The 12860-nt window shown below is 63.3% G+C and carries 11 protein-coding genes; all 11 read left to right on the forward strand.

Annotated features, from left to right (window positions below; translation table 11 throughout):
• Positions 1-16: 16 nt before the first annotated feature.
• Genes AC07N4_RS13090 through AC07N4_RS13140 form a run of 11 tightly spaced genes read left to right on the forward strand, consistent with a single transcriptional unit; the run spans position 17 to position 12854 of the window.
• A complete protein-coding gene (locus AC07N4_RS13090; RefSeq protein WP_096821353.1) occupies positions 17-763 on the forward strand; it encodes a sugar transferase in 747 nt (248 codons plus the stop codon).
• Positions 763-1410, forward strand: a complete 648-nt coding sequence (locus AC07N4_RS13095; protein ID WP_096821352.1) for a CpsD/CapB family tyrosine-protein kinase — start codon at positions 763-765, stop codon at positions 1408-1410. Before AC07N4_RS13090 ends, AC07N4_RS13095 begins: the two co-directional genes overlap by 1 nt.
• Positions 1411-1431: 21 nt before the next feature.
• Positions 1432-2457: a polysaccharide biosynthesis/export family protein gene (locus tag AC07N4_RS13100; RefSeq protein ID WP_096821351.1), complete on the forward strand. Its 1026-nt coding sequence runs from the start codon at positions 1432-1434 to the stop codon at positions 2455-2457.
• 17 nt (positions 2458-2474) lie between these two features.
• Positions 2475-4067, forward strand: a complete 1593-nt coding sequence (locus tag AC07N4_RS13105) for a GumC family protein (protein WP_096821350.1) — start codon at positions 2475-2477, stop codon at positions 4065-4067.
• Entirely contained in the window at positions 4064-5158 is a 1095-nt protein-coding gene (locus AC07N4_RS13110) for a glycosyltransferase family 4 protein (RefSeq protein ID WP_493066704.1), read from the forward strand. The genes AC07N4_RS13105 and AC07N4_RS13110 overlap by 4 nt, the downstream gene beginning before the upstream one ends.
• Positions 5155-6525: an O-antigen ligase family protein gene (locus AC07N4_RS13115; RefSeq protein WP_273537465.1), complete on the forward strand. Its 1371-nt coding sequence runs from the start codon at positions 5155-5157 to the stop codon at positions 6523-6525. Before AC07N4_RS13110 ends, AC07N4_RS13115 begins: the two co-directional genes overlap by 4 nt.
• On the forward strand, positions 6522-7490 hold the full coding sequence (locus AC07N4_RS13120) for a glycosyltransferase (RefSeq protein WP_096821347.1): 969 nt from the start codon (positions 6522-6524) through the stop codon (positions 7488-7490). The genes AC07N4_RS13115 and AC07N4_RS13120 overlap by 4 nt, the downstream gene beginning before the upstream one ends.
• Entirely contained in the window at positions 7483-8619 is a 1137-nt protein-coding gene (locus AC07N4_RS13125; protein ID WP_493066703.1) for a glycosyltransferase, read from the forward strand. Before AC07N4_RS13120 ends, AC07N4_RS13125 begins: the two co-directional genes overlap by 8 nt.
• 13 nt (positions 8620-8632) lie before the next feature.
• Positions 8633-9634 carry a polysaccharide deacetylase family protein gene (locus tag AC07N4_RS13130; protein WP_096821345.1) on the forward strand — a complete coding sequence of 334 codons (1002 nt, stop codon included), beginning with the start codon at positions 8633-8635 and terminating at the stop codon, positions 9632-9634.
• A complete protein-coding gene (locus AC07N4_RS13135; RefSeq protein WP_096821373.1) occupies positions 9631-10938 on the forward strand; it encodes a lipopolysaccharide biosynthesis protein in 1308 nt (435 codons plus the stop codon). The genes AC07N4_RS13130 and AC07N4_RS13135 overlap by 4 nt, the downstream gene beginning before the upstream one ends.
• A complete protein-coding gene (locus tag AC07N4_RS13140) occupies positions 10935-12854 on the forward strand; it encodes a hypothetical protein (protein WP_493066702.1) in 1920 nt (639 codons plus the stop codon). Before AC07N4_RS13135 ends, AC07N4_RS13140 begins: the two co-directional genes overlap by 4 nt.
• The last annotated feature ends 6 nt before the right edge of the window (positions 12855-12860 follow it).

Here is a 12860-nt window from a genome sequence, read left to right on the forward strand (position 1 = left end):
ATCAGCGGAGGACTGCATGACTGGACATGAGAAAGGTGTACCGATCCAACAATTGGTTCGAGACAAACGCATGGATCCGGAACAGCGAATGCGCCTCGACGCGGCGATCCACCGCCAGGGCCAGGGCTGGGTGACCGGTCGCGAAGGCGGTCGACCATGGCAACTGTCCCGCACCAATCGGGTGGTGGCGTGCTTCGGCGCGCTGGTCATTCTGGTGATGATTTCCCCGTTGCTGATCGGTCTGGCGCTCGCCATCAAGTTCACCAGCAAAGGCCCGGTGATGTTCGTGCAGAAACGCACCGGCTATCGCGGCCGCAAGTTCGGCATGTTCAAGTTCCGCACCATGGTCGCCAATGCCGAAGAGCTGAAAGAATCGCTGCGCCACCTCAACAAGCACGGTGCCGATGCTATTGATTTCAAGATCGACAAGGACCCGCGCATCACCCGGATCGGCGGCTTCCTGCGGCGCACCAGCCTCGACGAACTGCCCAACCTGATCAACGTGGTGACCGGCGACATGCGCCTGGTCGGCCCTCGTCCGACCTCGTTCAACGCCTACCGCTACAAGGACAGTCACCTCGCGCGCCTGGCGATCTACCCCGGCATGACCGGCCTGTGGCAGATCTCCGGACGCAGCAACATCGACTTCGACCAGCGCGTTGAGTTGGACCTCAGCTACATCGCCGAGCAGAGCCTTTTGCTTGATCTGAAGATTCTGTTGAAAACCCCTTTCAAAGTATTCAGCGGCCACGGAGCAAGCTAATGGACGGTTCAACCAACAAAAGCCTGAGCATTGCCAGCCCCAGCGAGTCGAACCTGACCTCGACCGTGCTGGATCTGGATCTGCGGATCCTGTTCCTGACCGCCGCCAACCCCGGTGCCGGCACGACCACCAGCGCGCTGGCCCTGGCCAGTCAACTGGCGCAGATGAGCAGCGGCCTGGTGCTCTACGTCGATGCCAGCCAGTCGGCCGGTAACCTCACCCAGCAACTGAGCCTGAGCAAGGAGCGCGGCCTGCGCGACTTGCTGTTCAACCCGGATAGCCCGCCGCTGCTGCAGGACTGCGTGGTGCAGGTGTCGAGCCTGCCGTTCCACGTGCTGCCCAACGGCCGGCCAATCCGCACCATGGAACACCTGACCGCCGAGCGCCTGAGCCCGTTGCTCGACCAGTTGGGCAGCCAGTACCGCTTCGTGGTGATCGACGGCGATGCGGTGTATTCGGCCGCCGACACCCTGGTCATCAGCACGCAGGTCGACGGGGTGGTGTTCGTGGTGCGTGCCGAGGACACCCGCTGGGAAGTCGCCCAGGCCGCGGTGCAACGGCTGACCCAGGCCGGGGCGAAAGTGGTGGGCAGCGTGTTCAACCGGCGCAAGTACTACATGCCCAAATGGCTCTACAAAAACCTGTAAGCAAACGCGAGGGATGACGCCATGAACGCCAAGATACTGGTTCTGCTGATGCTGCCGCTTGCAGGTTGCTCCAGCAACTCGGAAACCCAGAGCATGCCGGTGAATATCCTCACCGCCCCGCCGGCCAACGCCCAGGCCACCGACATGCCCAAGGTCGAACAGACCTTGCGCCCGCAGGATGTGCTGGATGTGATCTTCCACATCAGCACCAGCGGCTCGGACGCCTACCGCGTGCAGTCGGGTGATCAGATCGGCCTGAACTTCACCGCCGCCAGCCAGCTCAACGGCAACCAGTTGGTGTTGCCGGACGGCACCATCGAACTGCCGGGCGCCAACACCTCGGTGAAAATCGCCGGGCTGACCAGCGACGAAGCGCGCCAGGAAATCCAGCGTGCCTACCAACGCAAGCAGCTGTTCCAGCCCAATCGCAATCAGCTGACCGTGCAGATCATCAGCCCGCTGACCAATGAGCAGAACCTCAAGAGCGCCCTCAACCACCCGGCCACCGGCATGAGCCGCGAGATCACCGTGGGCACCGACGGCTACGCGAGCTTCCCGGAAATCGGCGCCGTGCCGCTGCAAGGCATGACCGTCAATCAACTGGAAACCTTCCTCAACAAACGCTACGCGCAACTGCCGGGACGGATGACCGTGGACGTGCTGCTCAAGTCCACCGCCGGCAACGAGATCTATGTGCTGGGTGAAGTCGGCCAGCCCGGCTCCTACCCGATCCGTCGGCCGGTCTCGGTGCTTGAAGCGCTGACCCTGGCCCGTGGCACCAACGTCAAGGCGCGCCTGGATTCCGTGGTGATCATGCGCCGCAATGGCAATCAGGTGCAGGCCGTGCGTTACGACGTCGAAAAAGCCCTGTCCGGCGATGCCTCGCAGATCGCCTACCTGCAACCGGACGACATGCTCTACGTGCCGAAAACCAAACTGGCCAGCGCCGGCGAACTCGCAAGGCAACTGGCCGATGTAGTGCTGTTCCAGGGCGTGGGTTTCAGCTTCGGCTATCGCGTCGACAACAAAGGCAGCAACAACAACTGACTCTCGGGTGACCTGACATGAATCCAAAGGAAAACTACCTGCATGAGTTCTTCAGGATCTTCTTCGCCAACAAGCAACTGGTGAAGCGTGTCTTCCTGATCTTTGCAGTGATCGCGCTGGTGCTGCCGCTGGTGCTCAAACAGAGCTTCGATATCACCGCCCAGGTGATCGTGCAGTCGAAAAAACTCTCCCAGGGCGACGCCACCACGTCGCTGACCGTGGACAACGCCACGTTCATCCCGCCGTCGCTGGCGGACATGGAAACCGAGAGCAATATCCTGCGCTCGCCGGCGCTGATCCGTCAGACCATCAGCGAACTGCGGGACAAGGGTGAGTACACCCCGTCGCCCGGTGTCTTCGCCCGGCTGATTGGCGAGCCGTTCAAGCGCTACATCACCTCGCCGCTGCGTCAGTACCTGATCAACCCGCTGCGCAACGTGCTGGGCCTTGAAACCGATCCGGTGCGCGACACCGCCCTCGATGCGCTGACGCAACAGGCCATCGACAGCCTGAAGATCGAGACCCTGCCCGGCTCCAACGTGATCTCGATCGTCTACAGCTTCCCCGATCCGCATCAAGGCACGACGTTCGTTTCAGCCCTGCTGCAAAACTATCTGGTGAGCCGTCAGGCGCTGCAATCGATCGACCTGCCGCAGTCGTTCTACGAATCGAAAAAACACCTGTATCAGGTGCGTCTCGATGGTCTGGAAGGCAACCGGCAAGCCTTGCTTGAAAGTGTCGGCGCGTCCGATCCGAAGGAAGAAATCACCTTCCGCCTGAACGCGATCAACACTGAAGAGCAGGCGCTGAACCTGTATCAGGACCGCCTGCTGCAAAGCCAACGCTGGCTGGAGTACCTGAAAACCAGCCTGGCTGCCGCCAGCAACAACAAGCTCAACGACTACACCTTCCCCTACACCTTCACCACCACCGTCGACAACGTGGCGTTCGAGGATCGGGAGATCAAACAGCTGGGCGAGCAACTGACCACCCAGGTCAGTCGCTACATGAACGATCTGGCGGTGTTCCAGCCTGGCAGCGAGCCGATGTTGTTGACCCGGGAGCAGATCGCCCGCACCCGTCAGCAGTTCCTCAAAGTGGTGAGCAACCGCATTCAGGAGCGCACCAACGACCTGGCCGTGGTTCAGCAGGTGATCGATCAGAAAACCGCGCGCATCGCCGAGTTCAAGGCACGGATCCACGAGTTGCAGCAGACCCAGAGCAAGCTGCGGCAGATGGACACTGAAATCGACGCCCTGCACGCCGCGTTCTCGACCTACGCCCAGCGTTTTGCCGAAAGCAGCACCACTCGCTCGCTGAACGACGACCTGTCCAACGCCCGGGTCCTGAGCCCGCCGTTCGAACCGACCGAAGCGGCGTTCCCCAAACCGCTGCTGATCATTCCGTTCGGCCTGTTCACCGGTCTGTTGCTGGCGATTGCCTTGGTCTACGTGCGTGAGTTCTTCGATCACCGCTTCAAACACCCGGCGCAAATCAGCCACGAGCTGGGCCTGCCGGTGCTGCTGGTGATCAACGACCAGAGCACTCAGCCGGGTAATCCGCACAAGAACTGGACCGTGCCAAGCTTCGTGCACTGGGTGCGCAATTGAGCACCCCGTCCTCCCCGAACGCCGCCCTGCCGATCATTCATTTGCTCAGCAGTGGCGGCTTCTATGGGGCCGAGCGAATGTTGCTGGATCATTGCCTGGCGACACCGGGGCAGCATCAGGTGCTGTTTCTCGATGCGCCGCCGGAACTGATCGAGCGCTTTCGCGCGGCGGGCGTCGATGCCCAAGGTTGCGCCGGGCTCGGCGCATTGCTCGGGCATCTTCGTCAGCGCCGGGCGGAACGTCCGTTGATCAACACCCACAATTTCAAAGGCCTGCTGTTCGGCTGGGTTGGCGCCACGCTGTTACGGCTGCCGCTGGTGATCACTCAACACGGTTTCACCCCGCGCAGCCGCAAGCAGAAGTTCTACACCTGGCTGAGCCTGCAACTGTGCCGTACCGCGTCGGTGGATAGGGTGGTGTGCGTGGCCGAAAGCATCGCGGTGCTGCACCGCCAGGCCAGCGTCCGTGCGGAAAAGCTGCAAGTGATCCCCAACGGTCTGCCGGCGGCGGTCGCTGAACGGATGCCGGAGGTCGATCATCAGCGCTGGCTCGCCGGGTACGTCGGACGACTGAGTAGCGAAAAAGGTCCGGACCTGTTTCTCGATGCACTGATCCCACTGTGTCATCAACATCCGCAACTCGACGCGGTGATGCTCGGTGACGGCCCGGAGCGCGAGGCACTTCAGGCGCGGATCGACGCCGCCGGGCTGCAACAGCGCATTCGTCTGCCGGGTTATCAGACCGACATGCGCCACTGGTGGCAGCAACTCGACGCACTGGTGATCAGCTCGCGCACCGAGGGCACGCCGATGATTCTGCTGGAGGCCATGCAGACCGGGGTGCCAGTGGTGGCGTTCGCGGTCGGCGGAATTCCCGATGTGCTGGAAGACCGACACAACGGCCTGCTGGCCGCGCCGGCCGACAGCAGCGCCCTCGCCCGCCAGCTCGACACGCTGCTGAGCCAACCCGCGCTGGCGCGCAAACTGCGCGACAACGCCAAACGCACGCAACAGGACCGCTACGACCTCAAGGCCCTGGCCGAGCGCTGGTCGCAGTTGTACATCCGCACGGCACGGGAGGCACGCGCATGATTTTCCCGCTCTCGATCGTCAGTCTGCTGGGTCTGGTCTGCATCGCCTTGCTGGCCAGCCCATGGCCCTATCTGGCGCCGGGCGCGGTGCTCGGTCTGGTGGGGTTCGCGGTGCTTTACCGCAAGCCGACCTGGGGGCTGCTCGGCATCGCCGCACTGGTGCCGTTCGAGGGTTTCTTCAAGGACAGTTCGCTGTCGGGCAGCAAGCTCATCGGCGCGTCGCTGGCGGTGATCCTGATGCTGCAACTGGCGATGCACCAGATTCCTTCGGAACGCCTGCGCAGCAACATCTGGCGTTACCTGATCTGGTTCATGGTCCTGTACTTCCTGAGCCTGCTCAACACCGATGACCTGGGCATGTCGCTGGGGCATTTGCGCGAACTCAGCGTCGGCCTGATTCTGTTCGTCATCACCTTGCTGATCGGCCGCGAGCTTAACCTCGACCTGTTCGCCCGGCTGGTGACCCTGAGCGTCAGCGCCACTTGCGCCATGGCGATGTTCTCGACCAAATTCCAGGATCAGGGCCGCGCCGCCGGCCTGCTCGAAGACCCGAACGCCTTCGCCCTGCTGATCGCGTTCGCCGTGCCGCTGGGTCTGTTGCTGGTGATTCGCGGCCCGAACCTGCTGCACCGGCTGTTCTGGGGCGCGTGCTGCCTGCTGTTGCTCGGCGGCATGACCAAGACCGAATCCCGTTCCGGGCTGGTGGTACTGGCGTTGAGTCTGGTGATCGGTTGCTGGCACTACCGCGCGCAACTGTCGCGGATTCGTCCGCGTCACCTCGGCTTCGCGATGCTCGGCCTGGCGATCGTGATTCCACTGGCGATCTACGCAATGCCCGCCGGCTACATCGCGCGCATCCAGTCGTTGAGCGTATTGAGCGCCGGTGCCCGTGGCCACGATGACGAATCCCTCGGTCGCCGTGCCTCGTACATCGTGGTCGGCAGCCAGATGATCCGCGAGAATCCGCTGCTCGGTTCCGGCCCCGGCACCTTCCCGCTGCATTACGCCACCACCGGTTACGCCAAGGCATTCTCCGCCAACCGCAAGATCGGCGACCTATACCGCCGCGCCCACAACACCTACCTGGAAGTCTTCAGCGAACTGGGGGTTCCCGCCGGCCTGTTGTTCGTCGGCATGCTCGGCCTGGGCCTGTACAACCTGATCCGCGCCCGTCGCGCCTGGATGCAACGACGGGACTGGGATCAAGCGGACCTGATGACCCACCTTGGCGTGAGTTTCCTGTCGCTGACGCTGTTCCTGATGTTTCTCAGTGCACCGAATCAGAAGTACGTGTGGATCATGCTCGCGCTGACCAGTGTCCTGCGCCTGAAAGCCGAGCAAGCACCGTTGACGGAGGCCCGGGCATGAGCCGGATCAGTGTTGTCATCCCGATGTACAACGAGGGCCGTCACATCGGCCGTACCCTGCTGGCCGCGCAAAAAGCCGCGCACGCGGCCAATGTCGAGTGTGAACTGATCGTGGTCGATAACGGTTCCAGCGATGACGGCCCTCAGATCGCTCGCCAGTTCGGTGCGCAAGTGCTGGTCGTGCCAGGCGTGTTGATCGGCGCCTTGCGCAATCGCGGTACCGCCATCGCCACCGGCGAATGGCTGGCGTTCATCGACGCCGACATCGAAATGCCCGAAGACTGGCTGACCGGGCTGTTCGCCCTCGAAGCCGAAAACCACGCCGACGTGTTCGGGCTGGACCTGCACACCCCCGCCGCCGCGCCGTGGTACGCCGTGGCCTGGCAACGCCGTACCCAACGGCCGATCTCCCACGCCGCCCATGCCGTGGACTGGCTGCCCAGTGCCAACCTGCTGATGCGTCGGCGCTGGTTCGACAAGGTCGGCGGGTTCAACGAAACCCTGCGCACCGGCGAAGACAAAGAGTTCACCCTGCGCCAGCGCGAACAGGGCGCGCGGCTGCTGTCGGTCAACGAAAGCGTGGCGCTGCACTGGGGCTACGAAATGAACTGGCGCGAATGGATGGGCAAGGAAATGTGGCGCCAGGGCAGTCACCTGCAACTGCTGCGCACTCACGGGTTCAGCCTGCGGTTGCTGCGTTTTCCATTGCTGTCGCTGGCCGCGTGGCTGCTGGATCTGCTGGCGATTTCCGCGCTGCTCAACGGTTTCCCCCATCACGCCGCCGTCATGGTGACACTGACCACGATACCGGCGCTGGTACTCAGCATCCGTCAGAGTCGCCAACAGCATGACCTCGGCCTGACCCTGCAACTGTGGGGGCTGCATTGGGTACGCCTGCACCTGGCGGGTGCGGCGTTCATTCTCAGTCTGTGTCATTGGAATGCCAGGAGGCCTGCCCGTGGCTGAGTTCATTTTCTGGATGTGCCTGCTGCTGCCGGTGTACGCCTATGTCGGCTACCCGTTGCTGCTGACGCTGCTGGCGCCGCTGTTCCCGGCGTGGCGTCACAGCCCGGCGCCGCCGCTGAACATCAGCATCGTGATCGCCGCGCACAACGAGGCGCGGCATATCGAACACAAGCTGCGTTCGCTGCTGTCCCAGGATTATCAGCCGGCCACCCTGCAAATCATCCTCGCCAGCGACGGCTCCACCGACGACACCGTGGCGTGCGCGCACAATGTCGTCGACCCGCGAATCACCGTGCTCGACCTGCCGCGTCAGGGCAAAGCCGCGACGCTCAATGCCGGCGCGGCGCTGGCCACGGGGGACATTCTGGTGTTCACCGACGCCGATAACCAATGGTCGCGGGAAACCCTCGGCTACCTGCTTGCGCCTTTGAGCGATCCGCAGGTCGGCGCCTGCGCCGGGCACATGGTGATCCCGGTCACCGGCGGCGGCTTGAGTGTCGGCGACAGCCTGTACCGACATTACGAAGGCTGGCTGCGCCGGGTCGAGAACCGCACCGGTTGCATGGTCTCCGCCGATGGCGCGTTGCTCGCCCTGCGCCGGGAACTGTTCGAGGACGTGCCGGCGGAGGTCAACGACGACTTCTTCATCAGCACCTGCGCCCCGGTGAAGTTCAAACGCATCGTTTACGTGCCTGAAGCGCAAGTGATCGACCACGGCGTCGATGAAGCGGACAAACAGTTCCGTCGGCGTCAGCGGGTCACCGTCGGCGGCCTGCAAAGCCTGGCCCAGCGCAGCGAACTGCTCAATCCGTTCAAGCACGGGCTGTATTCGATTGCATTGATCAGCCACAAACTGATCCGGCGTCTGGCACCGATTCTTTTGCTGCCGTTGCTGCTGAGCAATTTCTGGCTGTGGGACGACCACGGTTTCTATCGCCTGAGCCTGATCGCGCAACTGCTTGGGTACGGCATCGCGATTGCCGGCCTGCTGGATTCGCAACACCGCTTACCCAAACCGTTCCGCCTTGCGGCATTCCTGCTGGTGACACTGGCCGGCATGAGCATCGGCCTGTGGCAGTTCCTGCGCGGCCAGCGTTACGCCCAGTGGAACCCTGACCAAAACCGTTGAGAGGGCTCAAGCCATGGCGATCAAACAACTGATAAAACGCACCAGTGGCTGGCTCTATCTCAACTCGTCCGTGGGGCGAAACCAGTTGCACGGCGCCGGGGTGATCCTGATGTTGCACCGGGTGTTGTCCAACGACCGCGCCGCCGACCTGCCGCATCGCAACGAACTGTGCGTCGGGCCGAAAGCCTTCGAGCATCTGCTGGTGTGGCTGCGCAAGCATTTCGATTGCGTGCCGCTGATGGAAATCCTCCAGCCCAACGCCCTGCGCAGCGAACGCCCGCAAGTGGCGCTGACCTTCGATGACGGCTGGCGCGACAACGCCGCCAACGCCTTCCCGCTGCTGCAGAAACATCAGGTGCCGGCGAGCATTTTCCTCTCCACCGACTTCATCGGCAGCCGCCAGCGCTTCTGGTGGGAAAGCATCGGTGAAACCCTGTGGGGCAGCCACGGTGAAAAACCGCGCATGCACCTGATCGACTGCTTGCAGGCGATTCACCACCCGCTGCCGGTGCTGATGGACGACATCGATGTGGATCGTCGCAGCCTGACGTTGCTGCACTACCTGCAAGGTTTGAAGAGTTCTGACCCTTTGATGCTCGAACGCCTGACCGACGAATGCCCGCCAGAGTCGCAGCCCCAGGCGCTGGACTGGCATCAGGTGCGCGCGATGGAAGCTTCGGGGCTGGTGCGTTTCGGTCCTCACGGCGCCAGTCACACGATCCTGACCCAACTCGACGACGTGCGCCTGAGCGAAGAAATCAGTCGCAGCCGCGATGCCCTGCACAATGGCTGCAACCGTCCACTGCCAGTGTATTGCTACCCCAACGGCGACAACGACGCACGGGTGCGCGAACAGATTGCCAACCACGATTATCCGTTCGCCCTCGGCACCGGCACCGGGATCTATCGCGGCGCGGGTGATCCGCTGAACCTGCCGCGCTTCGGGGTCAGCCAGCGCACTGCGCGCAACCCGGAACTGCTGTCGTGGCGGATCTTTCGCGGAGCGCGACCATGAGTCGAGGCAGTTACCTCAAGCACCTGGCGCTGAGCATGGGCACCAAGCTGGCGATGATTGCCCTGCGCCTGCTGAGGAATGTGTTGCTGGCGCGGATCCTCGGCCCCAGTGAGCGCGGGCTGTTTGCCCTGCTCAGTACCCTGCCCGACCTGATCAGCGCGGCCACCAGTGGCGGCTTGAATTCTGCGGTCGGCTATCAGGCCGCCAAGCAGCGGCCGATGGGTTTGTTGCTCGCGCAAGTACTGGTGTTTGGCTGCTTGCTGGCGGGTCTGTTGACCTTGCTGGTGGTGGCGCTGGTGCGCGAGTTCGGCAGTGAACTGGACGTGACCGTGCAACTGGGCCTGCTGGCCTGGCTGTTGCTGCTGGCCGTGCCGTTGACCGTGCTCAAGAGCGGCCTGCTGACGTTGCACAATGCGTCCGGCGGCGTGGTCGCGTTCAATGCCTTGCGGCTGGTGGAATCCCTGGCGCCGCTGTTGCTGTTTCTCGCGCTGTTCTGGATGTGGAAGGAAGCGGCACTGGAAGCCGCGCTGATCAGTTGGCTGGCCGGGATCAGCCTGGTGGTGCTGGCCGGTTGGGTCTGGCTCAAGCGCGCACAACCGTTGCAGCTGCAATGGGACCGCGCCAGCCAGAACGAACTGCTGCGCTACAGCGCCCGCAGCCATCCGGACCTGTTGTTCCAGCAAGTGATCCTGCGTTCCGATTACCTGTTCATCGGCGCCCTGCTCGGCAGTACCGCACTCGGTCATTACGCGATGGCCAGCGCCGCCGCCGAACTGCTGCTGATCGTCCCGGAAGCGGTGACTACCCCGCTGATGAAACGCCTGCTGCAACAGGACGAAGGCATGGACAAAGTCACCCCGCTGGCGCTGCGCCTGACGGCGACGGTGATGCTCGGCGCCTGCCTGACCATGGCGGTGATCGGCGAATGGCTGATCGTCACGTTGTTCGGCGTCGCCTACCAACCGGCGTATCCGGCGCTGCTGGCGTTGCTGCCGGGCCTGTTGGGCCTGTGCTACGCGAGCATTCTGCGGCTCGACCTGCTGGGCAAGAATCGTCCCGGCACCGTGTCGTTGCTGATGGGCCTCGGTGCCCTGCTCAACCTGGCCCTGAACCTGGTGATGATCCCGGCCTACGGTATCGTCGGCGCGGCAGCGGCATCGTCGATTGCCTACCTGGCGGTGACCGTGGCGATGCTGGTGTTGTACTGCCGGTTGAGCGGCGTGCCGTTCTGGCAAACCTTGATCATCCTGCCCGCTGACATCACGCCGATGTGGCTGATGTTGCAGCGTCGGAAGGCGGCATGAAACGCCTGGCCCTGCTGCTCGGACTCGGTCTGTCGCTGGACGCCTTCGCGGCGTCGATGCGCTGGGGCGACATTCGCGACGGCAGCCTGTACCTGCAAGCGGATCGCCCCGACACCGTGACCGTGCGCTGGGCGCCGGCGTGGCAGGCGGACGCCAACGAAGAGCACCTGTACCTGCTCGACGGCCAGGGCCAATTGCAGGGCGACCGCTTCATCAAGGCCAGCGAAACCCGTGGCAGCCAGAGCTGGCCGTTGGCGCCGGGCGCGGCGAGTTATCAACTGGAAATCCCCGGCTACAGCTTCCGCAATTACCGGGTCGAGCACGACGAAAACACCGTGGCGCTGTTCGCCCCGGCCAAGGTGCATTTCAGCGCTGAGACCCGTGACGGCGATGAGCTGTTTTTCAAGATTGCACCGGGTGAACACGCGGTGCTCGCCGGCAAATTCCACGGCGGCGTCAGCGCCCTGCAAGCGCAGCGGGTCAGCGACGGCCAACAACTGTCGCTGGCACTAAAACCGTATCGCGCCTATTGGCAGTTCGATCAGCTCGCGCTGCCGGTCAGCGATCGCGAACAAGTCTGGCGCCTGCGTCTGCAAGGCAGTGGCAAAGCGGCGTTCTGGCTCGATGGCACGGCCAATCTGTTCGCGCAAAATCCGCAACAGCTCAAACCGCTGCGTGAAGACGATGGCCAGACCCGCCTGACCCTGCACGACAAAGTCCTCGGTCGCACGCCGGACCTGGGCATCGCCCTGCCCTACGTGATGCCGCCGCCCGCCAGTCATGCGGCGCTCGATGCGTTGAAACCGACGGCCGCCAGTTACTACAGCTTCGTCGATGTGACGGCGAAAAAGCCGCAGTTCGAAGATGCGTTTCGTCAGGTCTATCAGGACCGTTTCGGCATCCGCCAGGACATCACCCTGCTCGCCGGCAGCCAGCGCCAGGCTGATCTGCGCGCCGATGTGCAAAGCAACAACGGCCTCGACGCCTGGCTCGCGAGCACGCGACTGCTTGGCGGCAAAGGCACGCACTACATCGGCTTTGCCGACGAGCCCAATCTCAACTATTCAAGCTACGAGCAATACCGTTCGATCTTCACCAGCATGGCCCGCCAGGTACGCAGCGATCCGGCCAATGCCAGGGCCGGCGTGCGCATTGCGATGCCGGCCAGTTCGCGGCTGGTCAACGGCCCGTTCGCCGACAACGCGGCGAGCAAACGCGGTATCGACTGGGCCCGACGCCTGCTGGGCGAATCCGCTGATCAGGTCGATGCGCTGGCCTGGCACGAATGGATGATCCGCGACCTGCTCGCCACCCGCGTCTACCGCGACAGCGTGCGCCGCGCCGCCGATCTGGTCGGCCTCGATGCCAAGGGTCAGCCACGCAAGGCCTTGCTCCTGGATCAGACCAATCTCTCCAGCGGCTCAAGCCTGAGCCCCTACGATCAGGAAACCCATTACACCTCGCTGTGGTGGGCCTCGGTGGTGATCAACGCCTCCCAGGACGGCTTGCTGACGATGCTCAACTGGTTCCAGGCCGCCGATGAACCGGAATACCCCAAAGGCATGTTGCGCGTCTCGGCGGATGAACAACACTTCGAACTGAAACCGGTGGGCCTGGCCCAGCAGTTCATCCAGCAGCACTGGCTGCACAACGTGTTGTGGCTGGAAAACGATGCATTCGAAGTCGATGTGCTGGCGATGGCCGGCGACGATCAGCGCGGGTTGCTGGGCGTCAACAAGGGCACGCGGTTGCAGCGTGTCGATCTGGCGGGGGCCAAGTGCCCGTTGAACAACGGCGCCCTGCGCTACTTCGGCGCCGACAACCGCAGCCGCGACGCGCCCTTCCGCTGCCAGGACGGTCGTGTGCGTTTCGAGCTGCCGGGGCAAACCCTGTTTTCTCTGAGCTGGAACGCTTGATGAACC

The sequence above is a fragment of the Pseudomonas sp. GW821-FHT09E04 genome, assembly GCF_059416185.1.